The organism is Streptomyces sp. NPDC005775 (assembly GCF_042871565.1).
Lineage (GTDB): Bacteria > Actinomycetota > Actinomycetes > Streptomycetales > Streptomycetaceae > Streptomyces.
On sequence record NZ_JBIAIU010000008.1, the window covers coordinates 98,791 to 124,379 of the forward strand.

A 25,589-nucleotide genomic window follows, 5' to 3' on the forward strand; every position below is an offset into this window, starting at 1 on the left:
ATTCCTAGCCGGCGGTGCCGTACATCCGGTCCCCGGCGTCGCCGAGACCCGGCACGATGTAGCCGTTCTCGTTGAGCCGCTCGTCGACCGAGGCGGTGACCACGGTGACCGGCGTCCCCGCCAGCTCGCGCTCCATCACCTCGACGCCCTCGGGCGCCGCGAGCAGCACGACCGCGGTGACGTCGTCCGCCCCGCGCTTGATCAGCTCCCGGATGGCCGCGACCAGCGTGCCGCCGGTGGCCAGCATCGGGTCCAGGACGTACACCTGGCGGCCCGAGAGGTCCTCCGGCATGCGCGTCGCGTACGTGGACGCCTGGAGCGTCTCCTCGTCGCGGATCATGCCGAGGAAGCCCACCTCGGCGGTCGGCAGCAGCCGCACCATGCCGTCGAGCATGCCGAGGCCGGCCCGCAGGATCGGCACGACCAGGGGCCGCGGGTGCGACAGCTTCACTCCGGTGGTGGGTGTCACCGGGGTCTCGATGTCGACCTGTTCGGTACGCACATCGCGGGTCGCCTCGTACGCGAGCAGGGTGACCAGCTCGTCGGCGAGGCGCCGGAAGGTCGGGGAGTCGGTGCGCTTGTCGCGCAGGGTGGTGAGTTTGTGCGCGACCAGCGGGTGGTCGACGACGTGGATCCGCATGGCACCAACAGTAACCGCGCCGCCCGCACCCGTGCGCTGGCATCAAGCGCACGTTCGGGGGGAAGGTGGGGGCATACGGACCCAGCCATGGGGGTGACGAGCCGATGCCGGACGGGGCGCAGCAGAAGCGGGACGCGCAGAGCCCGCTGGACGCGCGGGACGCGCCGGAGACCGACGCGCAGCGCCGCAGGCGGCGCGCCCAGTTCCTCCGCGAGCTTCACGAGGCCAAGGCACTCCGCGACCGGGTCCAGCCGCGCCGGGTCAAGGCCGCCAGAATGCGCCAGGCCATGCGGATGCGGACGTTCCGCTGGTAGCCGTCCGGCCGTCGGAAGAACCCCCAGGTGGCGGCGCCGGAGAGAACTGATGGCCGACGCAACGGCGGAACTGCTCTCCTGAAGCCCTCGTTTCTGCCACGATTCCGATGGGCGGGACGCAGGGCAGCCGGACCACCGACTGCCCTCCCGCCGGATCGAACACACCCCGGGTCTCTCGCTGGGATCGCCGGCCCTCTCCGGTCCGGCCCGATCCGAACGAGAGTCCCCGAGACCAGTGGGAGAGTCACGGTGTACTTCGCCGCACTGCTCGCGCGCACCGAAGACGGGTGGAAAGCGAGCGACACGGAGCTCGACGATGTGGAGACCCTGTCCGATCTGACGGATCTGGCCCGGGAGGCCTCGGTGGACGAGGACACGGTGCTCGTCTTCATCGAGCAGGAGGACGCCTGGTTCGGCGTCATCCGGGTGGACGGTGAGGAGGACCCGCGCATCTTCGTTTCCCAAGCCTCCGCCGCCGCCCGCTCCTCGTACGGGGAGATCCTGCTCACCGATGAACTGCTCGGCCGCGAACCCGGGGCCGAGGACTCGATCGCCGCACTCGAAGAGCTCGTCGGCCTCGACGGTACGGAGGACGGCGAGCCGGAGGGCCCCGGCCGTTCCCCCGGCCATTCCAACGACGATGACGACGACGGGCCGGACCCCGACGCCGTACCGACGGGTCCGCTCGGCGACACCGGGTTGCTGTCCGACCTCGGGCTCCCCGAGGCGGAGCTGCTGATGCTGCGGACGGACGCCCTGGCGGAGATCGCGGACGCGCTGGGAGCGGCCGAGGACCTGGAGACCGTCCGTTAGGGTCCGCGGGTGACCGAAGCACCGCACCCGCACGATCCGGCCCCAGCACAGCACTCCCCGCATGATCCCGTACGCGACCCGTGGCGGGCGCCCATGCGCCGCGCTCTGGACGAGGCCGGCCGGGCGGCAGCGGCCGGCGACGTGCCGGTCGGCGCCGTCGTCCTCGCCCCGGACGGCACCCTGCTCGCCACGGGCCACAACGAACGCGAGGCGACCGGCGACCCGACCGCGCACGCCGAGATCCTCGCGCTGCGCCGGGCCGCCGCCTCGCTCGGCGAGTGGCGGCTGTCCGGATGCACCCTCGTCGTCACCCTGGAGCCCTGCACGATGTGCGCGGGCGCCCTGGTGCAGTCCCGCGTGGGCCGGGTCGTCTACGGCGCCCGGGACGAGAAGGCCGGAGCGGCCGGCTCGCTCTGGGACGTCGTGCGGGACCGTCGGCTCAATCACCGCCCGGAAGTGATCCCCGGCGTCCTGGAGACGGACTGCGCGGCCCTCCTGACGGCCTTCTTCCGCGACCGCTGACCTGCCGTTCCGCCGCCTTCGCCGCGTTGCCGGGAATCGGATTTCGACGGACGGCCGAGATGGTCTAAGCTCTCTCTCGGTAGCGTGTCCGAGCGGCCGAAGGAGCTCGCCTCGAAAGCGAGTGTGGGGAAACTCACCGAGGGTTCAAATCCCTCCGCTACCGCTCTTGTGAAGGGCCCGACGCACAGCGTCGGGCCCTTCGAGTTTTCCGCCCCGGGTGGCCGCCGGCGCCGTGCGTACGACAGTGGCCCCGGGTATGACGGTGGCCCCGGGTCCGATGGTGGTCGGGGCCGGGGCCATGCGTGAAGTCAGGTCGGGGGAAGCGGCATCGGGGGGACAAGCCGCTCCCCCCGATGAGAACAGGACCTGCCGGTCCTTGCCGCGATCCGGGGGAGGTCGCGGCGCGGACCCCACAGAGGGGTCCTGTTCCTCGCCCCTCGGATTCCTGCCGGAGTCCGCTGGGCTCGTCCACCATCCTGCCGCGTCACAGGGGTCGCACGGGCGGGCGAAGGACCTCGATCTCCGGGTCCTTGGTCCATAAAGATCGAATGAGTGATCGGAAACAGCAGGCCGATACGGCCATGTGTGCGGTTAGACTCGCCCGACCGCGCAGGGGGATCGAAGGGGAGTCAGGGGCTGATGGTGCAAGCGAAGAAGATCGCTCTCTACTTGATAGTCGTCTTCGTGCTCTACACGATCATCACGTCCCCCGCCCGGGCCGCGGACCTCGTCCAGGTAGGGTTCGAGGGCGTTTCGGATGCCGCACAGGGCGTCGGCGACTTCATGTCCGAGCTCGTGAAGTAGGAGTACCCCCATGATCCGCCATCTGGTCCTGTTCAAGCTGAACGACGGCGTCGAGCGGGACGAACCGCGGGTCGTCGCGGGCGCCGAGGCCTTCCGGACACTGGCGGAGAAGGTGCCGGGGCTGGAGTTCTGGGAGTGCGCCTGGAACATCACCGACCGGCCGATCGCCTACGACTTCGCCATCAACTCCGCGGTCGCCGACGAGGCCGCGCTGAAGAGCTACATCGAGCATCCGGCCCACCAGGCGGCCGCCGGACAGTGGCGCGAATTCGCCACCTGGGTGATCGCCGACTACCCGTTCTGACGGCTTCGGCCCTGCGAGCCCCTCACCACGACGGTGAGGGGCTTTTCTTTGTGTTTAAACCGATTCGAGGTCAACACGGCGCTATGGGGTGCTTGCACATAGTGGACATGTCTTGTGATGCTATGACCGCTTTTGACGGACGAGTTGACCGAAGTTGACCGCGAAGGGGTGGCGTCATCGTGCCGGCCAGTACAGCGCCTCAAGTGCCTCCCCAGACCGTGCAGGCCGTCCAGGCCGCCCGGACGACAGCGACGGCACAGGCGCCCCCGGCGCCCCAGACGCCCGAAGGGGTGCAGGCGTCCCAGAGCGTCCAGGCCCCGCAATCGGTCCAGGCGTCGCAGACGATCCAGCTGGAGACGCCCGACGACACCGTCGCGCCCGCCAGGACCCGGGGCGCCGACACCCGGGCGCTCACCCAGGTGCTCTTCGGCCGGCTCCAGGGGCTGGAGCCGGGCACCGCGGAGCACGGCCGGGTCCGGGCGGCGCTGATCGAGGCGAACCTGCCCCTCGTGCGGTACGCCGCCGCGCGGTTCCGCAGCCGCAACGAGCCGATGGAGGACGTCGTCCAGGTCGGCACCATCGGCCTGATCAACGCCATCGACCGGTTCGACCCCGAGCGCGGGGTCCAGTTCCCCACCTTCGCGATGCCGACCGTCGTCGGTGAGATCAAGCGGTACTTCCGGGACAACGTGCGGACCGTCCACGTACCGCGCCGGCTGCACGAGCTCTGGGTGCAGGTCACCGGGGCCACCGAGGACCTGACGACCGCTCACGGCCGCTCCCCCACCACCGCGGAGATCGCCGAACGGCTGAGGATCTCCGAGGACGAGGTGCTGGCCTGCATCGAGGCGGGCCGCTCGTACCACGCGACCTCGCTCGAAGCCGCCCAGGAGGGCGACGGGCTGCCCGGCCTGCTGGACCGGCTCGGCTACGAGGACCCCGCCCTCGCCGGCGTCGAGCACCGCGACCTGGTCCGGCATCTGCTCGTACAGCTGCCCGAACGCGAACAGCGCATCCTGCTGCTGCGCTACTACAGCAACCTGACGCAGTCACAGATCAGCGCCGAACTCGGGGTCTCACAGATGCATGTGTCAAGACTCCTGGCCCGAAGTTTCGCCCGACTGCGATCCGCAAACAGGATCGAAGCGTAACCGGATCGGGTAGACCGGTCCCGGGGCGTTCCCCGCGGACCAAATGCCGTACACCCCTTGTTAACTGGGCAGACTCCCCCAGAACTTGTCGACAAGTCACTACAGCGCGTTGCCGACATGTGACATTCTGCGGGAACCGCGTTTGCCGCAGCCTCCCCTCCGGTATTCAGGTGGAGGCAGCGTTCCTCCGATGGTCGCGGCCACCGCGACCGTCCGCGACCTCAAGGGGGTGGCATGTCCGCAGAACAGGGCAGCTCGAAGGTGCTCACGCTCACCAAGAGCGCACCGGCACCCGTTGTGCTCACCAGCTCGTCGGAAGCCATCGACACCCGCACGCTGTCCCGCTCCCTGTTCCTGCGGCTCGCCGCGCTGGGTCCCGCACCGGGCCCCGGAGGAACGGACACTCCGGAGCGCGTCTATGTGCGGGACACACTCATCGAACTCAACCTGCCGCTGGTGCGTTATGCCGCGGCACGGTTCCGCAGCCGCAACGAACCGATGGAGGACATCGTCCAGGTCGGCACGATCGGCCTGATCAAGGCGATCGACCGGTTCGACTGCGAACGCGGCGTGGAGTTCCCCACGTTCGCGATGCCCACGGTCGTCGGCGAGATCAAGCGCTTCTTCCGCGACACCTCGTGGTCGGTGCGGGTGCCACGCCGGCTCCAGGAGCTGCGGCTCGCCCTCACCAAGACCAGTGACGAGCTCGCCCAGAAGCTGGACCGCTCGCCGACCGTTCCGGAGCTGGCCAAGGCGCTCGGAGTATCCGAGGAGGACGTCGTCGACGGCCTGGCCGTCGGCAACGCCTACACCGCCTCCTCGCTGGACTCGCCCTCGCTCGAGGACGACGGCGGCGAGGGCTCGCTGGCCGACCGGCTGGGATACGAGGACGCGGCGCTGGAGGGCGTCGAGTACCGCGAGTCGCTCAAGCCGCTGCTGGCCAAACTCCCGCCCCGTGAACGCCAGATCATCATGCTGCGGTTCTTCGCCAACATGACCCAGTCGCAGATCGGCGAGGAGGTCGGCATCTCGCAGATGCACGTCTCCCGGCTCCTGACCCGCACGCTCGCCCAGCTCAGGGAGGGGCTCATCGCCGACTGATCCCGGAACCCCGATGCGAGGGGTTCCGATTTGACGGGCCGTCAGGCACACTGTCGCGATGCGACGTCAGACATGCGGCCGGTCCGGCCGCCGGGGCACAGCGATCACCGCCTCGGCGGCCGTGCTGTGTCTGGGCGCGGCCCTGGCGGGCTGCGGCGGGCAAACGGGGGGCGACGGCTACACGGCGGTCGGCGCGGCCGCTGCGGGCCCGGGGAAGGCGCCCTCGGGGGCCGTGGCGCCCTCGGGCAAGGTCACGCTGATCCCGCTGGACGGGGCCGGGGAGCCGAGCGGGAGCGGCGCCAAGGGCCGTGCGCACGCCTCGGCCTCACCCGGAGCCCCTGGAGCCCCTGGCGCGACGACGGGCCCCGGCGCGGCGGACGGCGGCACGGGAGGCACGGGGGGTTCGGGCGGCGCGGGCACAGCGCGCCCCGGGCCGTCCGGGAGCCCGGACGCTCACGCGGGAGGGCCGGGCGGCACGGCCGCCGGTGGCACGACCACGGGCCCGCCCGGCTCCGGTTCGACAGGCGGGTCCGCGGGCGGCTCCACGGGCTCCACCGGCCCCGCGTCCCCCTCCGCGCCCGGCTCCACCGCCCCCGCCGGGCCCGCCGTCCTCGCGGTCGGCGCCCCCGTGCGCACGGCGGCGGACGAGCGGTGGTGCGAGAAGGTGACCGTGGAGTTCCGCAATACGGGCGGCTCACCGGCCCGTTCGGGCACCGTCACCTTCGCCACGCACATCATCGGCGGCGCGGGGATCGACTGGGCGACCCGGAAATCGACAGCGCCGCTGCCCGCGCCGATCGGCGCGGGAGCGGCGCGGAAGATGACGTACACCGTCTGTGTGGACGCCTGGCGGGTGCCCCTGGGCATGCGGGTCGAGACACGGGACGTGACCGCCGTCTGGAAGTGACGGGGTAGGAAGGGTCAGCCGAGCGCGAGCCAGGCGACCGCGCCGAGCACGATGATCACCGCGACGACGGCGGCGATCAGCCCGGTCCTCGGCCCGGAGGACACGGCGGCCGGCTGCTGCCGGCGCTGCGGCTCGCCCTCGTCGACGAAGGCGCGGAACATCTGGGTGTTGCCTGCCGGGTCGCTGTTGCCCTCGGGACCCTGCGGAGCGTGGGGATTGTGTGCCATGTCGCAGGACCCTAGCGAACTCGGCCGAAGGGCCCAACCCCCGGGCGGTGAAGGGGCGGGGCCGTAACCGGGGAACCGGTGAAGGAGGAGTGGGGAAGCGGGCCGGCCCGCCGCACGCCGTACAGGACCCGTGACGCCGGGTGAAACCCAACCTCCGGTCGGGGAGGTGCAGTTGGGGTGGACGCCGTCCGGCTCGGCACGCACCCTCCCGTATATACGCGCGAAGGGCGACCCCCGCACGGTTCCGGGCCGCGACGGCGGGGGGACCGTCCGGGCGCGGGACCGGAGCGCCCGCCACCCCCGTCCCTGGAGTGGCGCAAGACACACCCGTCACCCGCACACCGCACACGCTGGGCGTTTGACCCGCGCCCTACGCAGCCTTTTGTTTTCCTTTACTTCTGCAAGCCCCTTTTCGTTTGCCTGCAGCAACCAACGGCTTCTATGGTTGCCCTAAGCAACAAGATGACCGGTGAGATGTCTGGGGGTCCCGTGGCCGCGCGGAGTCAGTACGAAGAACTGGCCCGGCAGCTCAGCGCAGTCGGCGCCGTCAAACGGGGACTTGCCCGCATCCTGCCCGCCGAGTGCCCCGGCGGCTCCGCCGCCGTACTGGCTCTGCTGAGCCGGCACGGGGAAATGCGGATCAGCAGACTGGCCGAGTTCCTCGCAGTCGACATGTCGGTGACCAGCCGACACGTGGCTCACGTGGCGGAACGCGGCTGGATCGAGCGATCCCCGGACCCGGCGGACAAGCGCTCGCGCATCCTGCGGCTGACCCCCGCGGGCGAGAGCGTGCTCGACGATCTGAACTGCCGGACGACCGAGATGTTCGCCCACAACCTTCGGGATTGGTCCGACGACGAGGTCGGACAGCTCAACACGTTGCTGGCCCGGCTGCGCGACAGCTTCTCCTGCCGCAGCTCCGACGGGTGCGCCCCCGGAAGGCACAGCGGCGACTGCCGCTCCCGGGCCACCGACAGCCACGACGGCTCGTACACCCGTACACCCGTGTAACAGAAGCAAAGACAAGGATTTAAATGGCTACGACCACACCGACCGGTGTGCGGGGCGGCCACGCCAAGCACGGAGGGAATGAACCCTCCAACGGCGTGCCGATGACACACCGGCAGATCATGGAAGCGCTCACCGGGCTGCTGCTCGGCATGTTCGTGGCGATTCTGTCGTCCACCGTCGTCACCAACGCCCTGCCGGAGATCATCTCCGACCTCGGTGGCGGCCAGAGCGCGTACACCTGGGTCGTCACGGCCTCGCTGCTGGCCATGACGGCGACCACCCCCCTGTGGGGCAAGCTCTCCGACCTGTTCAGCAAGAAGCTGCTGGTCCAGATAGCACTCGTCATCTACGTCGCCGGATCGGTCGTGGCCGGTCTGTCCAACAGCGCCGGCATGCTGATCGTCTGCCGCGTGGTGCAGGGCATCGGCGTCGGCGGTCTGTCCGCCCTCGCCCAGATCGTGATGGCCGCGATGATCGCTCCGCGCGAGCGCGGCCGCTACAGCGGCTACCTCGGCGCGGTCTTCGCCGTCGCCACCGTCGGCGGTCCGCTGCTCGGCGGTGTCATCACCGACACCAGCTGGATGGGCTGGCGCTGGTGCTTCTACGTCGGCGTGCCGTTCGCGGCCATCGCCCTCGTGGTGCTCCAGAAGACCCTGAAGCTCCCGGTCGTCAAGCGTGAGGTCAAGGTCGACTGGACCGGCGCCTTCTTCATCAGCGCCGCCGTCTCGCTCCTGCTCCTCTGGGTGACCTTCGCGGGCGACAAGTACGACTGGATGTCCTGGCAGACGGGCGTGATGCTCGCGGGCTCCGTGCTCCTCGCGCTGCTCTTCGTCTTCACCGAGTCCCGCGCCAGTGAGCCGATCATCCCGCTGCGGCTGTTCCGCAACCGGACCATCACCCTCGCCTCGCTCGCCTCGCTGTTCGTCGGTATCGCGATGTTCGCGGGCACCGTCTTCTTCAGCCAGTACTTCCAGCTGGCACGCGGCAAGTCGCCGACGATGTCCGGCGTGATGACGATCCCGATGATCGGCGGGCTGTTCCTCTCCTCGACCATCTCGGGCCAGGTCATCACGAGGACGGGCCGCTGGAAGGCCTGGCTCGTCTCCGGTGGCTTCCTGATCACGGCCGGCCTCGGTCTGCTCGGCACCATCCGGTACGACACCGCCTACTGGCACATCGCGATCTACATGTTCCTCATGGGTCTCGGCGTCGGCATGATGATGCAGAACCTGGTGCTCGCCACCCAGAACCAGGTCGACCCCAAGGACCTCGGTTCGGCCAGCTCCGTCGTCACCTTCTTCCGTTCGCTCGGTGGCGCCATCGGCGTCTCGGCGCTGGGCGCCGTCATGGCGAACCGTGTCTCGCACTACGTGAAGGACGGCCTGTCGGACCTCGGTCCCCAGGCCGGTTCCGCGGGCACCGGCGGCGGGGGCATCCCCAACCTGGACACGCTGCCCGCACCGATCCGTACGGTCGTCGAGTCCGCCTACGGGCACGGCATCGGTGACGTCTTCCTGTACGCCGCTCCGGCCGCGCTGCTCGCCTTCCTGATCACGATCTTCATCAAGGAGGTCGCGCTGAAGACCAACGCGGCCAACGACGCTCCGGCCCCGGCCGAGACGGTGGAGCTCGCCGAGGCACCGGCCGGTACCACCGCACTCATCTCCGAGGGGACGGCCGGGGTCATCGCGGTCGACGCTCCGCCGGCCGCTCCGGTGGCCACCGTGCAGGGCACCGCGGTCCGCGGTGTGGTGCGCGGCGCCGAGGGCGCGCCCGTGGGCCGGGCCGCCGTCACGCTGATCTCGCTGGGCGGCAGGCAGCTGGGCATCTCGGCCGCGCAGGCCGACGGCAGCTACGGTCTGGACGCCCCGGGCGCCGGTTCGTACGTGCTGATCGCGTCGGCCGACGGCTTCCAGCCGCAGGCGTCGACCGTGGTCGTGGGCGACGAGCCCCTCTCGTACGACATCCTGCTCGCCGGTACGAGCGGCCTGGCCGGGTCCGTACGGGCCGCCGAGGGCGGTCAGCCGGTCGAGGGCGCCATGGTCATCGTGACCGATGTGCGCGGCGACGTACTGGCCACCGGCAAGTCCGGCGACGCGGGCGAGTTCACCTTCGGTGAGCTGGTCCCCGGCGCGGTGACCGTCGCGGTCAACGCGGCCGGCTTCCGTCCGCTGGCGCTGCCGGTGGAGATCGGCGGCCAGGGTGTCACCCGCGTCGACGCCGCACTGCGGTCCGGTGCGCTGGTGCAGGGTGTCGTGCGGGCCGGTTCCGGCCGGCGTCCGCTGCCCGACGCCCGCGTCACGCTGATCGACGCGGCCGGCAACGTCATCGCCACCTCGACGACCGGGGAGGACGGGGCGTACGCCTTCACCGACCTGGACGCGGGCGAGTACTCGGTCATCGCGACCGGCTACCCGCCGGTGGCCGGCGCCCTGACCGTGGCCGGTCACGGGGTCGACGGCCACGACATCGAGCTCGCCCACCCGGGCGAGTAACCGGTCCGGGGAATTCTCCCGGACACGTAAGACCCCTGGCGGGACGGCACTTCGAGCGGAGAGTCTGTCCTGGCCGGCGGAAAATGGGCCCCGGCGGTGGGGACGGCAGGCAGGGGACGGCCTGCCGTCCCCGCCCCGGGGCCCGACTCATTGAGTGACCCGTTCGGTCAAGCGGACGTGTCATTGAGCAAGGAGAGATATCGGGATGGGACTTCGCGCACAGGTACGCACGCGGGACGGCTGGGCTGTCCAGCACGCGATCGTGACGGTCACCGACATGACCGGTACGCAGGTGCTGCGGGCCGCCGCCGACGAGGACGGGGCGGTGCGCACCGACACCCCGCTGTCCGCCGGCGCTTACACCGTGATCGTGACGGCGGTCGGGTACGCCCCCGCCGCCTCCACCGCCCTCGTCACGGCGAGCGGCCGGGTCGAGGCCGGCACCGTGGTGCTGGCCCGCCAGGGCGGTGTGGAGCTGCCGCCGCCGGGCGCCTGGTCGCTGGATCCGGCGCACTCCTCCGTGGGCGCGGTCGCGCAGCACCTGGGGATCTCCAGCGTGCACGGCCGGTTCACCGATTTCGGCGGCCGGATCGAGATCGCCGAGGACGTCCAGCTCTCCCGCGTGGACGCGGTCATCAACGCGGGAAGCATCGACACCGGCAACGGCATGCGGGACAAGCACCTGCGGTCCCCGGACTTCCTCGACACGGACCGGTTCCCGGAGATCACCTACCGCTCCACCGGGCTGACGCCGGCCGGCCCCGACCGCTGGACCGTGCACGGCGAGCTGTCGCTGCACGGCGTGGAGCGTCCGGTCGACCTGGACCTGAGCTACCTGGGCACCGGCCCCGACCCGTGGGGCGGCGTCCGCGCGGCGTTCCGTGCCACGGCCGAGCTGCGCCGCGAGGACTTCGCCATGAACTACAACCAGGTGGTCCAGGCGGGCATCTCGGCGATCGGCACGACGCTGCGGGTGGAACTCGACATCCAGACCGTGCAGGGCGATTCCCTGCCGGCCGTCTGACCGCACGGTCGTAGGGTCGGTTCCATGGCATCCAACATCGCGACCAACACCGCCGTGGAACTCGACGACTTGCTGGCGTTCGTACGGCCCCGGCACCGGGCGATCCTGCTGACCACCCGGTCCGACGGCCGCCCCCAGGGCTCCCCGCTCACCTGCGGCGTCGACGACGCGGGCCGGATCGTCGTCTCGACCTACCCGGAACGCGCCAAGACCCGCAACGCGAAGCGGGACGAGCGGGTGAGCGTGATCGTCCTGTCGGACGAGTGGAACGGACCCTGGGTACAGATCGACGGCTCGGCCGAGGTGATCGACTCACCGGACTCGGTCGAGCCGCTCGTCGAGTACTTCCGGAACATCTCGGGGGAGCACCCCGACTGGGACGAATACCGGGCGGCGATGCTCAAGCAGGGCAAGTCGATCATCAGGATCACCCCGGAGCGGTGGAGTCCGATCGCCACGGGCGGCTTCCCCGCCCACCTGGCCGAAGGCAGCTGACCGCGGTGGCTGTCGCGCTCCCTCGGCCCGGACCGCTCTCCCGGGCCCGGCTGCTGGCCGGGCCCGAGGTCGGCCCCGGCCTGGTGGACGCCCTGGCACGGGCCACCGGGCGCCCCGTGGAGCGCGGTGACCGCGCCGACGGCCGTCCCTGTGTGTACGTGGGGGCCTCGCTGCCCGAGGCGCTGCGCGGGAACGGCCTGGTGTGGTTCCACAGCGTGAACGCCGGTACGGACGCCCTGCTGAAGGCCGGCCCGTGGCCGGCCGGGGCACTGCTCACCCGGACGGTGGGCCGGATGGGCGAGCGGATCGCGCAGTACGTGCTGGCCTGGGTGCTGGCGGAGTGCCAGTCGGTCCCGGAGTTCGCCGCGCAGCACGCCCGCGCCGAGTGGCGCCGCCTCCCCTCGGAGCTCGCGGCCGGGCAGACGGCCGTGGTGCACGGCACCGGACGGATCGGCTCGGCCGTCGCCGGGCTGCTGCGGTCGTGCGGCATCCGGACCGTGGGCGTGGTCCGCTCCCCCCGCGAGGTGCCGCCGGGCTTCGACGCGGTGGCCGTGGCGGACGAGCCGGTGGCCGCCCGCTGGGTGATCGCCGCGCTGCCGCTGACGGACGCGACGGCCGGGTACTTCGGGGCGGACCGGTTCGCGGCCATGGGCGGGGCCACGTTCGTCAACGTGGGGCGCGGCGCGACCGTGGACCTGGTGGCGCTTGAGGCCGCGCTGCACACGGGCGCCGTGGGACGTGCGGTGCTCGACGTGCTGCCCGAGGAGCCCGCCGCGCCCGGCGACCCGTGCTGGCGGCTGCCCCGTACGGTGATCACCTCGCACTCCGCGGGCATCACGGCGGACGACGACGTCGTCACGGACTTCACGGCCTGCCTGGCCGACCTCATGGCGGGCCGGCTTCCGGCGCTCGCCGTGGACACGGCGCGCGGCTACTGACGGCGGCGGGCGTGGTCCTCCCCGGGGTCCTGGGACCGTTCCCGCTCGCGCATCGCCACGATCCCCGCGATCAGCAGGTCGAGGGCGAACGCGAAGTCCCGCTCGTGCATCTCGTGCACGGTGTCCGCGCCCCGGGCCGCGATGAGGTCCTGCGAGTTCGCCACGAGCGGGCCCGACTGCGGCTCCTCCCGGATGGCCGACATCGCCTGCTGGAAGTACTCGTCCTGGGTGAGCCCCGCCTCGGCGCTGCGCTGGGCGAACTGACCCTCGACGGTGCTGAATCCGTACACGAACTGGAAGACCGCCGAGAGCGCACCGGTCTGCCGCCTCATCGGGAGGCCGGTCGCACGGATCACGTCCTGGATGGCGTACGCCATGAGCATCGCGTGCGGACCCATGTTGAGGAACTTCCCGACGAGCGGGGAGACCCACACATGCCGGACCAGCAGCTGCCGGTAGGCGGCCGCCAGCGCGCGCAGCCGGTCCTCCCAGGGCCCGTCCGCGCGCGGGGGGTCGAGCTCGCTGTAGACCGAGTCGAGGGCCAGTTCCAGCAGGTCGTCCTTGGTGTCGACGTACCAGTAGAGGGACATCGCCGTGACGTTCAGTTCGGCGGCGAGCCGGCGCATGGAGAACTTCGCGAGCCCCTCGGCGTCCAGCAGGCGGACCGTCGCGGCGGTGATCCGGTCGCGGTCGAGCCCCGCGGGCTGGTCCGTCTTCCGGGCGCGCGACGGTGGGCGGTGGTTCAGCCACACGCTCGTCCGGGCAGGGTCCTTCGCGCGGTCGGCCGCGGACACCATGGCGCACTCCCTCGTCTCGCCGGCGGGACGGACCGGCTGCTGCTTCCTCTGCCCCGAAAACGGAGCTGTATGGTCCGGTACGTCCCGCCTGATGCTATGCCGCCGCCGCGGCCGGATCAGCCGCAGCCGATTCTCCTCGCTCCGCCCGGCGCAGCAGTACGGCGGCCAGCAGACCGCCGGCCAGCACGGCCGCCGCCCCGACCAGCATGCTGGTCTCCAGGCCCGAGGAGAACGCGTCCGTGATCCGCTGCCGCTCCGCGTCCCCGCTCGCGGCGGCCAGGGCGGCGGGCAGCGAGGCCGCGCCCACGGCCGAGGGGACCAGCGCCGCGAACCGGGAGTTCAGGACCGCGCCGAGCACCGCGACCCCGAGGCCGTTGCCGCATTCGGCGAGGGTGCCGTTGACCCCGGCGCCGACACCCGCCTTCTCGGGCGGGATCGCGCTCATGATCGCGTTGGCCATGGCGGGCATGGCGAGGGCGATGCCCGCGCCCATGACGAGCAGGCCGAGCAGCGTCCCGCCGTAGCCGTCCCCGCCCAGCAGGGCGATCGCGGCCAGGCCTGCCGCGAGCAGGCCCATGCCCGAGGCGATGGTGACGGGCGTGCCGAGCCTGGGCACCAGCCGTGCGCCGAGACCGGTGAGGTTGAGCGCGACGACGCTCAGGGCCAGCGGAGCCGTCCGCAGACCGGCCTCCAGGGGCCCGTAGCCGAGCACGAACTGGAGCTGCTGGGTGAGCAGGAACAGCGAGCCGCCCATCCCGAACGCGACCAGGATCGCGCCCGCGACCGCGCCGATGAACCGCTGGTTCCGGAAGAAGTGCATGTCCAGCATCGGGTACGGGATGCGCAGCTCCCACAGCACGAATCCGGTGAGCACGGCGACCCCGGTGAAGGCGGTCAGCAGCACCCGGCCGGACGTCCAGCCGTGTCCGGGGCCGGAGATGATCGCGTACACGACCGCGGCCATGCCGACGGTGGAGAGCAGCGCGCCGAGCAGGTCGGGGCGCTCCCCGCTCGGGTTCTTCGACTCCGGGACCAGGCGCGCCACGGCCACCAGGCCGATCACGGCGACCGGGATGTTGATCAGGAAGATCGCACCCCACCAGAAGTGGTCGAGCATCACCCCGCCGATCAGCGGCCCGACGGCGAAGCCGAGTGAACTGACGGTCGACCAGATGCCGATCGCCTTCACCCGCTCGCTGTCGTCGAAGATCTGGACGATGACGGCGAGGGTCGTGGTCATCAGCAGCGCTCCGCCGATGCCCATCCCGGCCCGGGCGGCGATCAGTTGAGCGGATGACTGGGCGAGCCCGGCGACCAGCGAGCCGATCCCGAACAGCGCGAGCCCGGCGATCAGCATCTTCTTGCGGCCGTAGCGGTCGGCGGAGCTGCCGGCGGTCAGCAGCAGCCCCGACTGCACGAGCGAGTAGGCGTTGATCATCCACTGCACGTCGGCGGTGGAGGCGTCGAGCTCCCGGGTGAGGGAGGGGATGGCGACGTTGAGGACGGTGTTGTCGAGCAGCACGGTGAGCTGGGCGAGGCAGATGACGCCGAGGATCAGCCAGCGCTGTGGATGGCTCGGCGCCGAAAGGCGGTTCGGCTCGGCGGAGGTCGCCGTCATACGGACTCCCAGGCGGTTCGGTCAGGTCGTGTGCGGGGGCGTGTGCGGGTCTCTTATACGGTGTACAGGGAAGCGCTGTACACCGTATAGCCGTGCAGGGGACACGTACAACCGACTTTCCCGCGATACGGTGCCGGTCACTGATCCGACAAGGGCTGGAGTGGCATGTCACTGCGTCGTCGTACGGTGGAAGTCCTGCTGGCCGCGGGCTTGTTGGGGACGGCGCTCGCGCCTCCCGCGGCAGCCGCGGGGCACGGTCAGGGGCAGTTGGTGCCCCTGCGCGTCGCCACGTACAACATCCATGCGGGGGCCGGCATGGACAACGTCTTCGATCTCGACCGGCAGGTGGCCGAGCTCCGCTCACTGGACGCGGACGTGATCGGGCTCCAGGAGGTCGACGTCCACTGGGGCGACCGCAGCCAGGGGCGCGACCTGGCGGCGGAGCTGGCGCAGCGGCTGGGCATGCGGGTGTCGTTCGCCCCGATCTACAGCTTCGATCCGGTGACACCGGGCGCCCCGAGACGCGAGTTCGGCGTCGCCGTGCTCTCCCGGTACCGGATCGTGAGCGCCGAGAACCACGACATCACCCGGCTCTCCACCCAGGACCCCGACCCGGTACCCGCGCTCGCGCCCGGCTTCGGTGAGGTCGTGCTGCGGGTGAAGGGGGTCCCGGTGCACGTGTACGCGACGCACCTCGACTACCGCGGTGACCCGTCCGTACGCATCGCCCAGGTCGCCGACACCCGCCGGATCATGGCCGAGGACCGGGAGTCGGAGCGCCGGCCCGTGCACCAGATCCTGCTCGGCGACTTCAACGCGGCTCCGGCCGCGCCGGAGCTGGCACCGCTGTGGGAGACGCTCACCGACGTCGAGCCGGGCGGTCCCACCTACCCCGCGCTGGATCCGGTGCAGCGGATCGACTACGTGGCGGTCTCGAAGGACACCGTGCGGGTACGCGACGCGGCGGTGGCCGAGACGCTCGCCTCGGACCACCGCCCCGTTGTCGCGGACCTGTTGCTGCGGCGCTGAGCCTCCGCGCCTCAGCCGCTCTTCGGCTGCGTCAGGTCGTAGAACGTGGCGTTGCCGGCCGTGACCTCCTTGAAGGTCTTCTCCACCCAGGTGGAGATCTGCGACGAGGTGCCGCTGCTGCCGCCCATGCCGCCACCGCCGCCCGTCCCGCTGGAGACGAAGTAGTGGATCCGGCCGTCCTCGACGTACTTCCTGAACTGGGAGAGCGTCGGGGACGGGTCGCTCCCGTTGAAGCCACCGATCGCCATCACCGGCTCTCCGGTGGCCAGTTGGTAACTGGCGGCGTTCTGCGAGCCGATGGCCGCGGCCGCCCAGGTGTAGTCGTCCGCGTTCGCCGCCAGGAGCTTCTCGGCCGCGGCGTCGACGGACGCGCCGTTGAGCAGACCGCCCATGCCACCGCCACCGCCGCCTCGGGTGCCTTCACCCGCGCCGGGCATGGCTCCGGGCAGCTGCCCCGGCTGTGTGGTGCCGGTACCGCCCTGCTGCCGGCCCTGGCCGGGCGGGGTGCCGGTCGGGGGCTGTCCCATGCCGCCGCCCCGCTGGGCGCCCTGCTTGCCGCCCTGGCCGGGCGGCTGCATACCGCCACCGCCGCCGGGACCACGGCCTCCACCGCCCCCACCGGGGCCGCCCATCCCACCGGAGGACGGGCCCGCCGTGACGATCGAGCCCTGGTGTCCGGTGTTCAGCGTGCTCACGGTGTACGAGACCGGCCCGGCCAGTGACGCGGCGAAGCCCAGCCCCACGGCGGCGAGCGCCAGCTGACGCCCCAGCCGGGACACGAGCAGCAGGCCCAGCGCGCCGAGGACCCCGGCGATCAGCACCGTCGGCCGCAGCCACGGCTGGTAGTCCGGGGTGCGCCCCAGCAGCACGTAGGACCAGTACGCCGTCACGGCGACCGTTCCCGCGAGCGTGGCGCCCGCCCACCAGCGGGAGCGCTCCTCCCACAGGACCGTGGCGCCCATGCCGATCAGCGCCGCGAGGTAGGGGGCCAGGGCCACCGTGTAGTACTGGTGGAAGATCCCGGCCATGAAGCTGAACACGGCCGCCGTCATCAGCAGCGAGCTGCCCCACGCCAGGAAGGCCGCTCGCGCCGGATCGGTCCTCCTCGCCCGCCAGGTCAGCCAGACACCCGCGACCAGCAGGATCAGTGCGGCCGGCAGCAGCCAGGAGATCTGGCTGCCGATCTCGGAGTTGAACATCCGGCCGATGCCGGTCTCGCCCCACTGACCGCCGGAGCCGCCGCCCGGGCCGCCTCCGCCGCCGACGCTGCCGGTCTCCTCGCCGTTGATCCGGCCGAGCCCGTTGTAGCCGAAGGTCAGCTCCAGGAACGAGTTGTTCTGCGAGCCGCCGATGTACGGACGCGAGGAGGCGGGCCACAGTTCGACGATCGCCACCCACCAGCCGCCGGCCACGGTCATCGCCAGCGCCGAGAGGCCCAGCTGGCCGAACCGCTTGCGCACGGAGACCGGCGCGAACACCGCGTACAGCACCGCCAGCGGCGGCAGGATCAGGAACGCCTGGAGGGTCTTGGACAGGAACGCCAGACCGACCGCCACGCCCGCCCAGACCAGCCACTTGGTACGGCCGTTCTCCATCGCGCGCAGCACGCAGTAGACGGTGGCGGTCATCAGCAGCGCGAGCAGCGCGTCCGGGTTGTTGAACCGGAACATCAGCGCGGCGACGGGCGTGAGCGCGAACACCGCCATGGTGATCAGCCCCGCGGCGGCGCTGAAGCGGCGGCGTACGGAGGCGTAGAGCACGCCTGCCGTGGCCGCCCCCATCAGCACCTGCGGGGCCAGGATCGCCCAGGAGTGGAGGCCGAAGATCCGCACTGACAGGGCCATCGGCCACAGGGTGGCCGGGGGCTTGTCGACGGTGATGGCGTTGGACGAGTCCAGCGAACCGAAGAAGAACGCCTTCCAGCTCTGGCTGCCGGCCTGCACGGCCGCGGAGTAGAAGGAGTTGGCGTAGCCGGAGGCGCCGAGGTTCCACAGGTACGCCAGCGTGATGACGAGCAGCATGGCGAGGAAGGCCGGGCGGGCCCAGCGGGGGTCCTCGGGACGGCCGCGCCACACGCGGTGCGGCAGTGAGCCGCCCGTTCGTCCGCGGCTCGGCGAGCCGGCCGTCTGCGGCGGGGCCGGGAGGTGGTCGAGCGTGGTCATCGGACGTTCCTCAGTTCGTGGTGGGTGTCGTCGGCCGGTACGGCGGCCGGGCGGGGCGCCGGACTGTCCACGGGGCGGGGCGCCGGGTGGGGCGCGTCACCGCCCCGGTCGCGGTCCGGGAAGACCCAGGCGCGGAAGAGCAGGAACCGCAGCACCGTCGCCGCGAGGTTGGCCGCGATCAGCACGGCGAGTTCGGTGCCGTGCGAGGGCGAACCGGAAGCCGCCCCCAGTGCGGCCAGCGAGCCGCTGGTGAGGGCCAGACCGATGGCGAAGACCACCAGGCCCTGCGCCTGGTGGCGTACGGCTCCGCCCCGGCCGCGTACGCCGAACGTGAGCCTCCGGTTCGCCGCCGTGTTGGCGACGGCCGACACCAGCAGCGCTCCGCCGTTGGCGAGCTGCGGGCCGAAGCCCTGCCGGAAGAGCGAGTACAGGGCCAGGTAGACGAGCGTGGAGAGGGCCCCCACGGCGCAGAACCCAACCAGTTGCCGGGCCAGTCCGCCCGGCACCCCGCCGATCCCGCGGTCGCGCGGGTCGTCCCCGAACGGCCGCGCCAGACGGTCCAGCGGCAGCGCGCCGACGGCCAGCGCGCGTCCCACCCGCCACACGCCCTTCAGGTCCTCGGTCGCGGTCCGCACGAGGTGGACCGTCGAGTCCGGGTCGTCGACCCAGTCGACCGGCACCTCGTGGATGCGCAGCCCGGCCCGCTCGGCGAGCACCAGCATCTCGGTGTCGAAGAACCAGCCGGTGTCCTCGACCATCGGCAGCAGCCGCTGCGCGACCTCGCGCCGGATCGCCTTGAACCCGCACTGCGCGTCGCTGAACCGGGCGGCCAGCGACGAGCGCAGGATGATGTTGTAGGCCCGCGAGATGAACTCCCGCTTCGTCCCGCGCACCACCCGCGAACTGCGGGCGAGACGCGAGCCGATGGCCAGGTCGGAGTGCCCGGAGATCAGGGGCGCGACCAGCGGGAGCAGGGCGTTGAGGTCGGTGGAGAGGTCCACGTCCATGTAGGCGAGCACCGGGGCGTCCGAGTGCGACCAGACGGTGCGCAGCGCGCGCCCCCGGCCCTTCTCCTCCAGCCGGTACGAGCGCACCCCGGGCAGTGAGCGGGCGAGGCGCCGCGCCACCTCGGGGGTCCGGTCGGTGCTCGCGTTGTCCGCGACGGTGATCCGGAAGGCGTAGGGGAAGGTCCGCGCGAGATGGTCGTGCAGCCGCAGCACACACGGCTCCAGGTCCTTCTCCTCGTTGTAGACGGGTACCACCACATCGAGTACGGGGGCACCTGCCGCATCGCCCACGCGGGCCAGGAGGTGGTCCCGGGCCGGCAAGGTGCTCCAAGGAGTGTCGGTTCGCATGACGACGACACTCGCCAACCGCGCTGTCACGCCCGTGTGGTGAGCCTGTGGTCCGACTGTGAGTGGATACCGTTCGGCTCGTGGTGGCCCGCGTCCGCCGGCAGGTGGACGGCGAACACCGTGTTCCCCGGCACGGAGCGCACCTCGGCGACCCCGCCGTGCGCGGCGGTGACGGCCTGCACGATGGCGAGCCCGAGCCCCGTCGACCCGGCGTGCCGGGAGCGCGAGGCGTCCCCGCGCGCGAACCGCTCGAAGACGTGCGGCAGCAGATCGGCAGGGATGCCCGGGCCGTTGTCCTGGACCTCCAGGGTGACCCAGGGGTTCCCGGCCGCCGCGAGCACCCGGGCCGTGACCGTGGTCCCGGGCGCGGTGTGCGTACGGGCGTTGGCCAGCAGGTTGACCAGCACCTGCTGGATCCTGGTCGGGTCGGCGCGTACGGTCGCGGGCACCTCGGGAAGCTCCAGCCGCCAGTGATGGGTGGGCCCGGACCCGCTCGGGGAGGGCGCCCGGCCCGCGACGCGTGCGTCGCTCACGGCGTCGACGACGAGCGGTGACAGATCGGTGCTCTCGTACGAGAGCGGCCTGCCGGCGTCCAGCCGGGCGAGCAGCAGCAGATCCTCCACCATGCCCGTCATGCGCTGGGCCTCGGACTCGATCCGTCCCAGCGCGTGCCGGGTGTCGGGGGCGGTGTTCTCCCGGCCGCGCCGGGTGAGTTCGGCGTACCCGCGGATCGAGGCGAGCGGAGTGCGCAGCTCGTGGCTGGCGTCGGCGACGAACTGGCGTACCCGCATCTCGCTCTTCTGCCGCGCGTCCAGGGCCGAACCGACGTGGCCCAGCATCCGGTTGAGGGCCGCACCGACCTGGCCGACCTCGGTGCGCGGATCGGCCTCGGCGTCCGGGACCCGTTCGAAGAGGGCGACCTCGCCGCTGTGCAGCGGGAGTTCGGAGACGCGCGTCGCGGTGGCGGCCACCCGGCGCAGGGGCCGCAGGGCGACCCCGACCATGGCGGCGCCCGCGATCCCGGCGGCGATGAGGCCGGCGCCGGTGACGCAGACCTCGACGAGGATCAGGGTGCTGAGGGCGCCGCTCACCTCCGAGGTCGGGATGCCGACCAGGACGGTCGTGCCACCGCTCGCGGGGGCCGTGGCCCGCACCCGGTAACCCCCCAGTCCGGGCAGCTCGACGTCGTGCGCCCGGCCGTCCGCGGGGATGTGGGCCGCCTCCAGCGCGGCCGTCTGCGCGCCGGTCAGCGGCTCGGTGTTCTCCGAGGCGTCGAAGCCGCCCCGGGCGACCGCCGAATCGGCGACCTCGCCGTCCGCGGTGAGCGCGCCGAACGTCTTGATCGGCTGGCCGCCGCCCATGCCGATGAAGCCGAGCGGGTCCTTGGCCCTGGCCTGGTCCTCGTCCTTGGGCCCGCCGGGCACGGGCGCACCCGGCACCCGCTCGGCCCGCATGGCGATGTCGCGCAGTTGGCCGTCCAGCTTCCCGTACATGTAGGTGTGGAAGGCGATGGCGGTGACCGTGCCGATCACGGCCGCGACGACGGCGATGAGCGACACCGCGGACACCACGAGACGGGTGCGCAGGGTCCACGGCCGCCGCACGCGCTCACTCACCGGGCTTGATGAGATACCCGGCGCCCCGCCGGGTGTGGATCATCGGCGACCGACCCGCGTCGATCTTCTTGCGCAGGTACGAGATGTAGAGCTCGACGACGTTGGCCTGTCCGCCGAAGTCGTAGTTCCAGACCCGGTCCAGGATCTGCGCCTTGCTCAGGACCCGGCGCGGGTTGCGCATCAGGAAGCGCAGCAGCTCGAACTCGGTCGCGGTGAGGTGGATGTTGGCTCCGCCCCGGCTCACGTCGTGGCTGTCCTCGTCCAGCATCAGGTCGCCGACGACGAGCGTCGACTCGCTGCGTACGGCCGCCGTGCCGGACCGCCTGATCAGGCCGCGCAGCCGGGCGACGACCTCCTCCAGGGAGAACGGCTTGGTGACGTAGTCGTCCCCGCCGGCCGTGAGCCCGGCGATCCGGTCCTCCACGGAGTCCCGCGCGGTCAGGAACAGCACGGGCACCTCGGTCAGCTCCCGGCGCAGCCTGCCGAGCACGGCGAGCCCGTCCATGTCGGGGAGCATCACGTCGAGGATCACCGCGTCCGGCCGGAACTCCCGGGCCGTCCGCAGGGCATCGGCCCCGTCCCCGGCGCTGCGCACCTCCCAGCCCTCGTAGCGGAGCGCCATGGAGAGCAGCTCGGCCAGGGGCGCCTCGTCGTCCACGACCAGCACCCGGACGGGGGTCCGGTCCGGCCTGAGCAGTTCGGTACGCCCCTGGGGCGAGGTCGTCGTCGTCATGGCCCCACCCTGTGAGACGCCCCTGAGAGAGTTCTTTCCCGAGTCTGTGAATTACCTGAGAAAGCGCTCGGCGGCCGGACCACCCGGGCGGGCGGCCGGGTGACCGCCGCCTCAGCGGTCGAACAGCACCTTCGCGTTGTCGTGGCAGACCGCCCGCAGCCAGTCGTCCCCGAGCTCCAGCCGCTCCAGGGCGTGCAGCTGGTGGGCGTACGGATACGGGATGTTCGGGAAGTCCGTGCCCAGCAGGATGCGGTCCCCCAGGGCCGCGAGCCGCCCGCGCTCCGCCGCCGGGAAGGGGAGGAAGTCCTCAGTGAAGTCGGTGAACGCCATCGTCGTGTCGAGCCGCACCTCCCGGTACGTCTCGGCGAGCGCCAGGAACTCCGCGTACTCCGGCATCCCCATGTGCGCCACGATCAGCGGCAGCCGGGGGTGCCGGGCGAGCAGCCGGCCGACCGGTCCGGGCCCGGTGTGCTTCCCGGGCGCCGGCCCGGACCCGCAGTGCATCACGACGGGGACCCCGGCCTCGGCGAGCAGCCCCCACACCGGCTCCAGCAGCGGGTCGTTCGGGTCGTACGCGCCGACCTGGAGGTGCGACTTGAGGACCCGCGCCCCGGCGTCGAGGGCCTGGGCCACGTACGTCTCGACGCCCTCCTCCGGGAAGAAGGTCGCGGTGTGCAGGCAGTCGGGCACCCGGCCGGCGAAGTCGGCGGCCCAGCCGTTCAGCCAGGGCGCCATGCCCGCCTTGTGCGGGTAGAGCATCGAGGTGAACCGGAGCACGCCGAACGACCGCAGCAGCGCGAGCCGTTCCTCCTCGTCGTGCCGGTAGGTGATCGGCCACTCCATCCCGGTCAGCGGCCCGACCGAGTCGAAGTACGCCCAGACCTTGCGCAGTACTTGTTCCGGCATGAAATGCGTATGGACGTCGATGATCCCGGGCAGCCCGAGCCGTTCCCAGAACCGCACCACGTCGTCGCGATCGTCATCCATCAGGCGCTCCTGTCCTCTGGGCCACGCTCCGACGATCTCAGAACGACCTGCCCGGCAAGGCGTCGCCCCGAGGCTCAGAACAGCCCGTCCTGCGAAGGGCCACCCCCGACGACGACGGTCGGCACACTCACCCCGGTTCCGATTCCGTTTCCGATTCCGTTTCCGGTGCCGGCCCCGGCCGCCGTCAGTGCCCAGCCGGTCATCAGCCGGGTGTCCACGACGACGACCCCGTCCGCACCGGTGTCCAGATGCAGATCCGGCCCGGCCGCCGCGACCAGCCGCCCCACGACCACGCCGCCGTCCACCAGCCCGGTCACCGCGCGCACCGTTCCGCCCGGCCCGGCCACCCCGCCCGGCCCGTCGATCCCGAAGATCCCCGCATGGTCGACCGCCTCGAACGGCAGCCGCTCCAGCGCCTCGGGCCAGCCGCCCCCGTCGAGCGCCACCGCCCTCCCGTACAGCTCCGCCACCTCGCCGGCCCGCTCACCGGCTCCCGGAAGCTCCGCCCGCACCGCCCGCTTGCGCGCGTACGCGATCCGGTCCGGCACCCCGAGCGCGGCCCGCAGCACCTCCTCGGCCCGCCGCGCCGCCATCAACGGCCCCCGCCCCAGCCAGCTGAAGACCACCGCCCCCTGCTCCCGCAGCCGGGCCGCGCCCCGCTCCTCGGCGGTGATCCCGACCTTCACCATCCCGGCCCCGAACCATGCGAGGTACACGCGGTACGTCCGCGGGTCGTCGGGAATCGTGTCGGCCGCCACCGAATGCGCCCGGTCCAGCCGCCCGCACTCGGCGCATCGCGCGCCCGTACTCCGCTCCGCAACCAGGGCCGCCATCGGGCAGGCGTTCCCCCGCGCCCCGACGCAGGTCCGCTCTCCCGAAGCCCGGAACCCGAGCTCGGTCCCGTACGCAAGGACACTTCCCCGCGTCCGGTGGCCGTTCCGCCACCCGAGCACGGGCCCGTCATGCCCGTCCGGCCACCGCAGGCCGGTGCACTGCCACCCCATGCGTGAACTCCCGGACTCCTGAACGTGAAACGAATGGACGCGAACCCGCCATGGTTCCACATATCGCCATCCAGTGTGATCAGCGTCACACTGGATGGGTGGTGGGCTCGATCCCAGGATCCCTCAGAGGTGTTCGACCATGACCAGCATCAAAGCCACTGATCTCGACAGCCTGCGCTCGAACGTGCGGGGGCCGGTCATCGCGCCGGGGGACGCGGACTACGACACGGGCCGCGGCATCTACAACGCCATGATCGACCGGCGCCCCGCTGCCATCGCGCAGTGCGTGGACGTGGCGGACGTGCGGGCCACCCTCGCCTTCGCCCAGGACACGGGGCTCGACCTCGCCGTACGCGGCGGCGGACACAGCGGGCCGGGGCTGTGCCTGGTCGACGACGGGCTGACCCTCGACCTCTCCCCGATGCGCTGGGTGCGCGTCGACCCCGAGGCCCGAACGGCACAGGTGGGCGGGGGAAGCCAGTTGGGCGACCTGGACCACGCGGCGCACACCTTCGGCCTCGGCGTACCGGCCGGGATCATGTCGACCACGGGCGTGGGCGGCCTCACGCTCGGCGGCGGGCACGGCTATCTGACCCGCGCCTACGGCCTCACGATCGACAGCCTGCTCGCCGCGGACGTCGTACTGGCGGACGGCACCTTCGTCACCGCGTCCGCGACGGACCACCCCGACCTCTTCTGGGCCCTGCGGGGCGGCGGTGGCAACTTCGGCGTGGTCACCTCGTTCACCTACCAGCTGCACCCGGTGGACACGGTCGGCGTGGCGGTGACCGTGTGGCCGGTCGACCGCACGGCCGAAGTACTGCGCTGGTACCGCGACTTCCTGCCCGCCGCACCGGACGACCTGTACGGCTTCTTCGCCCTGCTGACCGTGCCGCCCGGCCCCCCGTTCCCGGAGGAGATCCACGGACAGAAGATGTGCGGCGTCGTCTGGTGCTACACGGGCGACCTCGCGGCAGGCAAGCTGGAGGAGACCCTGTCGGTGGTCAACGAACCGGCACCGCCGGCCTTCCACTTCACCAGCCCCATGCCGTACCCGGCCCTGCAGACCATGTTCGACGGGCTGCTCCCCAAGGGACTCCAGTGGTACTGGCGCGGCGACTTCTTCGACGCGATCTCGGACGAGGCGATCGAGGTGCACGCGAAGTACGGCCGCACCCTCCCCACCGGCCTGTCGACGATGCACCTGTACCCGGTGGACGGAGCGGCCCACCGCGTCGGCTCCGACGCGACCCCCTGGGCCTACCGGGACGCCGTGTGGTCCGGCGTCATCGCCGGCATCGACCCCGATCCCGCCAACGCCGAGGCGATCCGCGAGTGGTGCGTCGACTACTGGACCGAGCTGCACCCGCACTCCATGGGCGGCGCGTACATCAACTTCCTCGGCCAGGCCGAGGCCCCGGACCGGGTCCGGTCCACCTACCGCGGCACCTACGACCGGCTGGCCGCGGTCAAGCACACCTACGACCCGGACAACTTCTTCCACGCCAACCAGAACATCACGCCTGCCGCGGCGTGAAGCGC

The 25,589-nt window shown here is 71.8% G+C and carries 25 protein-coding genes and 1 tRNA gene; 16 read left to right on the forward strand and 10 right to left on the reverse strand.

The annotated features are described in order from the left end of the window. Positions 1–4 precede the first annotated feature (4 nt). Positions 5–640: a uracil phosphoribosyltransferase gene (gene upp / locus ACFYPA_RS20035; protein WP_359083750.1), complete on the reverse strand. Its 636-nt coding sequence runs from the start codon at positions 638–640 to the stop codon at positions 5–7. A gap of 104 nt (positions 641–744) precedes the next feature. On the opposite strand from upp, the gene ACFYPA_RS20040 reads away from it, so the two are divergent. The 9 genes from ACFYPA_RS20040 to ACFYPA_RS20080 all read left to right on the forward strand — a co-directional run bounded on the left by ACFYPA_RS20040 (position 745) and on the right by ACFYPA_RS20080 (position 6,556). Then, positions 745–954 carry a hypothetical protein gene (locus tag ACFYPA_RS20040; protein ID WP_359083748.1) on the forward strand — a complete coding sequence of 70 codons (210 nt, stop codon included), beginning with the start codon at positions 745–747 and terminating at the stop codon, positions 952–954. Positions 955–1,203: 249 nt separating this feature from the next. After that, on the forward strand, positions 1,204–1,767 hold the full coding sequence (locus tag ACFYPA_RS20045; protein WP_359083747.1) for a hypothetical protein: 564 nt from the start codon (positions 1,204–1,206) through the stop codon (positions 1,765–1,767). 9 nt (positions 1,768–1,776) lie between these two features. Then, positions 1,777–2,289, forward strand: a complete 513-nt coding sequence (gene tadA, locus ACFYPA_RS20050; protein WP_389133257.1) for a tRNA adenosine(34) deaminase TadA — start codon at positions 1,777–1,779, stop codon at positions 2,287–2,289. 78 nt (positions 2,290–2,367) lie between these two features. After that, positions 2,368–2,452: transfer RNA gene (locus tag ACFYPA_RS20055), tRNA-Ser, on the forward strand. Between the two features lie 476 nt (positions 2,453–2,928). Then, positions 2,929–3,093 (forward strand): hypothetical protein, encoded by a 165-nt coding sequence (locus ACFYPA_RS20060; RefSeq protein ID WP_187285206.1) that lies wholly within the window; start codon positions 2,929–2,931, stop codon positions 3,091–3,093. Between the two features lie 10 nt (positions 3,094–3,103). Beyond that, complete coding sequence (locus ACFYPA_RS20065; protein ID WP_359348446.1) at positions 3,104–3,397, forward strand: Dabb family protein; 294 nt, start codon at positions 3,104–3,106, stop codon at positions 3,395–3,397. 203 nt (positions 3,398–3,600) lie between these two features. Next, a complete protein-coding gene (locus tag ACFYPA_RS20070; RefSeq protein ID WP_389133260.1) occupies positions 3,601–4,548 on the forward strand; it encodes an RNA polymerase sigma factor SigF in 948 nt (315 codons plus the stop codon). A gap of 234 nt (positions 4,549–4,782) precedes the next feature. After that, a complete protein-coding gene (locus tag ACFYPA_RS20075; protein ID WP_359083745.1) occupies positions 4,783–5,649 on the forward strand; it encodes an RNA polymerase sigma factor SigF in 867 nt (288 codons plus the stop codon). A gap of 58 nt (positions 5,650–5,707) precedes the next feature. Beyond that, a complete protein-coding gene (locus ACFYPA_RS20080) occupies positions 5,708–6,556 on the forward strand; it encodes a hypothetical protein (protein ID WP_389133263.1) in 849 nt (282 codons plus the stop codon). Positions 6,557–6,570: 14 nt separating this feature from the next. Here ACFYPA_RS20080 and ACFYPA_RS20085 read toward each other — a convergent pair whose 3' ends face one another. After that, positions 6,571–6,783, reverse strand: coding sequence for a hypothetical protein (locus ACFYPA_RS20085; RefSeq protein WP_359083743.1), 213 nt, complete (start codon positions 6,781–6,783; stop codon positions 6,571–6,573). A gap of 489 nt (positions 6,784–7,272) precedes the next feature. Between ACFYPA_RS20085 and ACFYPA_RS20090 the strand changes: the two genes are divergently transcribed. The 5 genes from ACFYPA_RS20090 (at position 7,273) to ACFYPA_RS20110 (ending at position 12,746) form a co-directional block, all read left to right on the forward strand. Further along, a complete protein-coding gene (locus tag ACFYPA_RS20090) occupies positions 7,273–7,794 on the forward strand; it encodes a MarR family winged helix-turn-helix transcriptional regulator (protein WP_359083742.1) in 522 nt (173 codons plus the stop codon). A gap of 23 nt (positions 7,795–7,817) precedes the next feature. Beyond that, on the forward strand, positions 7,818–10,289 hold the full coding sequence (locus ACFYPA_RS20095) for an MFS transporter (RefSeq protein ID WP_359083741.1): 2,472 nt from the start codon (positions 7,818–7,820) through the stop codon (positions 10,287–10,289). A 205-nt stretch (positions 10,290–10,494) separates the two neighbouring features. Then, entirely contained in the window at positions 10,495–11,313 is an 819-nt protein-coding gene (locus tag ACFYPA_RS20100; protein ID WP_359083739.1) for a YceI family protein, read from the forward strand. 24 nt (positions 11,314–11,337) lie between these two features. Beyond that, positions 11,338–11,808 carry a PPOX class F420-dependent oxidoreductase gene (locus ACFYPA_RS20105; RefSeq protein WP_359313139.1) on the forward strand — a complete coding sequence of 157 codons (471 nt, stop codon included), beginning with the start codon at positions 11,338–11,340 and terminating at the stop codon, positions 11,806–11,808. A 5-nt stretch (positions 11,809–11,813) separates the two neighbouring features. Further along, positions 11,814–12,746: an NAD(P)-dependent oxidoreductase gene (locus ACFYPA_RS20110; RefSeq protein WP_389133268.1), complete on the forward strand. Its 933-nt coding sequence runs from the start codon at positions 11,814–11,816 to the stop codon at positions 12,744–12,746. Here ACFYPA_RS20110 and ACFYPA_RS20115 read toward each other — a convergent pair. Together ACFYPA_RS20115 and ACFYPA_RS20120 are read right to left on the reverse strand one after the other, a co-directional pair. Next, positions 12,740–13,543 carry a TetR/AcrR family transcriptional regulator gene (locus tag ACFYPA_RS20115; protein WP_359083735.1) on the reverse strand — a complete coding sequence of 268 codons (804 nt, stop codon included), beginning with the start codon at positions 13,541–13,543 and terminating at the stop codon, positions 12,740–12,742. The genes ACFYPA_RS20110 and ACFYPA_RS20115 overlap by 7 nt on opposite strands. Positions 13,544–13,637: 94 nt before the next feature. Then, the gene (locus tag ACFYPA_RS20120) at positions 13,638–15,161 is read right to left on the reverse strand and encodes an MFS transporter (RefSeq protein ID WP_359313135.1); all 1,524 of its coding nucleotides are present in this window, start codon (positions 15,159–15,161) and stop codon (positions 13,638–13,640) included. 165 nt (positions 15,162–15,326) lie between these two features. Between ACFYPA_RS20120 and ACFYPA_RS20125 the strand changes: the two genes are divergently transcribed. Continuing rightward, the gene (locus ACFYPA_RS20125; RefSeq protein WP_359313132.1) at positions 15,327–16,190 is read left to right on the forward strand and encodes an endonuclease/exonuclease/phosphatase family protein; all 864 of its coding nucleotides are present in this window, start codon (positions 15,327–15,329) and stop codon (positions 16,188–16,190) included. Between the two features lie 11 nt (positions 16,191–16,201). Here the strand turns inward: ACFYPA_RS20125 and ACFYPA_RS20130 are convergent, their stop codons facing one another. The 6 genes from ACFYPA_RS20130 to ACFYPA_RS20155 form a co-directional block, all read right to left on the reverse strand. Beyond that, positions 16,202–18,352 (reverse strand): glycosyltransferase family 39 protein, encoded by a 2,151-nt coding sequence (locus tag ACFYPA_RS20130; RefSeq protein ID WP_359313129.1) that lies wholly within the window; start codon positions 18,350–18,352, stop codon positions 16,202–16,204. Next, a complete protein-coding gene (locus ACFYPA_RS20135) occupies positions 18,349–19,707 on the reverse strand; it encodes a bifunctional glycosyltransferase family 2/GtrA family protein (protein WP_359313127.1) in 1,359 nt (452 codons plus the stop codon). Before ACFYPA_RS20135 ends, ACFYPA_RS20130 begins: the two co-directional genes overlap by 4 nt. Before the next feature lie 26 nt (positions 19,708–19,733). Next, positions 19,734–21,311 (reverse strand): HAMP domain-containing sensor histidine kinase, encoded by a 1,578-nt coding sequence (locus ACFYPA_RS20140; protein ID WP_359313334.1) that lies wholly within the window; start codon positions 21,309–21,311, stop codon positions 19,734–19,736. Positions 21,312–21,315: 4 nt separating this feature from the next. Next, positions 21,316–22,056, reverse strand: coding sequence for a response regulator transcription factor (locus tag ACFYPA_RS20145; protein ID WP_359083730.1), 741 nt, complete (start codon positions 22,054–22,056; stop codon positions 21,316–21,318). 111 nt (positions 22,057–22,167) lie between these two features. Beyond that, the gene (locus ACFYPA_RS20150; RefSeq protein WP_389133275.1) at positions 22,168–23,043 is read right to left on the reverse strand and encodes an amidohydrolase family protein; all 876 of its coding nucleotides are present in this window, start codon (positions 23,041–23,043) and stop codon (positions 22,168–22,170) included. A gap of 74 nt (positions 23,044–23,117) precedes the next feature. After that, the gene (locus ACFYPA_RS20155; protein ID WP_389133278.1) at positions 23,118–24,047 is read right to left on the reverse strand and encodes a DUF2797 domain-containing protein; all 930 of its coding nucleotides are present in this window, start codon (positions 24,045–24,047) and stop codon (positions 23,118–23,120) included. A gap of 139 nt (positions 24,048–24,186) precedes the next feature. On the opposite strand from ACFYPA_RS20155, the gene ACFYPA_RS20160 reads away from it, so the two are divergent. Next, positions 24,187–25,584 (forward strand): FAD-binding oxidoreductase, encoded by a 1,398-nt coding sequence (locus ACFYPA_RS20160; RefSeq protein WP_359083726.1) that lies wholly within the window; start codon positions 24,187–24,189, stop codon positions 25,582–25,584. The last annotated feature ends 5 nt before the right edge of the window (positions 25,585–25,589 follow it).

Excerpts from the sequence above, each read along its gene's own strand:
- ACFYPA_RS20120 (WP_359313135.1), bottom strand. The coding sequence starts at position 15,161 with ATGACGGCGACCTCCGCCGAGCCGAACCGCCTTTCGGCGCCGAGCCAT.
- ACFYPA_RS20125 (WP_359313132.1), top strand. The coding sequence starts at position 15,327 with ATGTCACTGCGTCGTCGTACGGTGGAAGTCCTGCTGGCCGCGGGCTTG.
- ACFYPA_RS20115 (WP_359083735.1), bottom strand. The coding sequence starts at position 13,543 with ATGGTGTCCGCGGCCGACCGCGCGAAGGACCCTGCCCGGACGAGCGTG.
- ACFYPA_RS20145 (WP_359083730.1), bottom strand. The coding sequence starts at position 22,056 with ATGACGACGACGACCTCGCCCCAGGGGCGTACCGAACTGCTCAGGCCG.
- ACFYPA_RS20065 (WP_359348446.1), top strand. The coding sequence starts at position 3,104 with ATGATCCGCCATCTGGTCCTGTTCAAGCTGAACGACGGCGTCGAGCGG.
- ACFYPA_RS20040 (WP_359083748.1), top strand. The coding sequence starts at position 745 with ATGCCGGACGGGGCGCAGCAGAAGCGGGACGCGCAGAGCCCGCTGGAC.
- ACFYPA_RS20130 (WP_359313129.1), bottom strand. The coding sequence starts at position 18,352 with ATGACCACGCTCGACCACCTCCCGGCCCCGCCGCAGACGGCCGGCTCG.
- upp (WP_359083750.1), bottom strand. The coding sequence starts at position 640 with ATGCGGATCCACGTCGTCGACCACCCGCTGGTCGCGCACAAACTCACC.
- ACFYPA_RS20085 (WP_359083743.1), bottom strand. The coding sequence starts at position 6,783 with ATGGCACACAATCCCCACGCTCCGCAGGGTCCCGAGGGCAACAGCGAC.
- ACFYPA_RS20105 (WP_359313139.1), top strand. The coding sequence starts at position 11,338 with ATGGCATCCAACATCGCGACCAACACCGCCGTGGAACTCGACGACTTG.
- ACFYPA_RS20080 (WP_389133263.1), top strand. The coding sequence starts at position 5,708 with ATGCGACGTCAGACATGCGGCCGGTCCGGCCGCCGGGGCACAGCGATC.
- ACFYPA_RS20060 (WP_187285206.1), top strand. The coding sequence starts at position 2,929 with ATGGTGCAAGCGAAGAAGATCGCTCTCTACTTGATAGTCGTCTTCGTG.
- ACFYPA_RS20095 (WP_359083741.1), top strand. The coding sequence starts at position 7,818 with ATGGCTACGACCACACCGACCGGTGTGCGGGGCGGCCACGCCAAGCAC.
- ACFYPA_RS20135 (WP_359313127.1), bottom strand. The coding sequence starts at position 19,707 with ATGCGAACCGACACTCCTTGGAGCACCTTGCCGGCCCGGGACCACCTC.
- ACFYPA_RS20160 (WP_359083726.1), top strand. The coding sequence starts at position 24,187 with ATGACCAGCATCAAAGCCACTGATCTCGACAGCCTGCGCTCGAACGTG.
- ACFYPA_RS20155 (WP_389133278.1), bottom strand. The coding sequence starts at position 24,047 with ATGGGGTGGCAGTGCACCGGCCTGCGGTGGCCGGACGGGCATGACGGG.
- ACFYPA_RS20100 (WP_359083739.1), top strand. The coding sequence starts at position 10,495 with ATGGGACTTCGCGCACAGGTACGCACGCGGGACGGCTGGGCTGTCCAG.
- ACFYPA_RS20075 (WP_359083745.1), top strand. The coding sequence starts at position 4,783 with ATGTCCGCAGAACAGGGCAGCTCGAAGGTGCTCACGCTCACCAAGAGC.
- ACFYPA_RS20150 (WP_389133275.1), bottom strand. The coding sequence starts at position 23,043 with ATGGATGACGATCGCGACGACGTGGTGCGGTTCTGGGAACGGCTCGGG.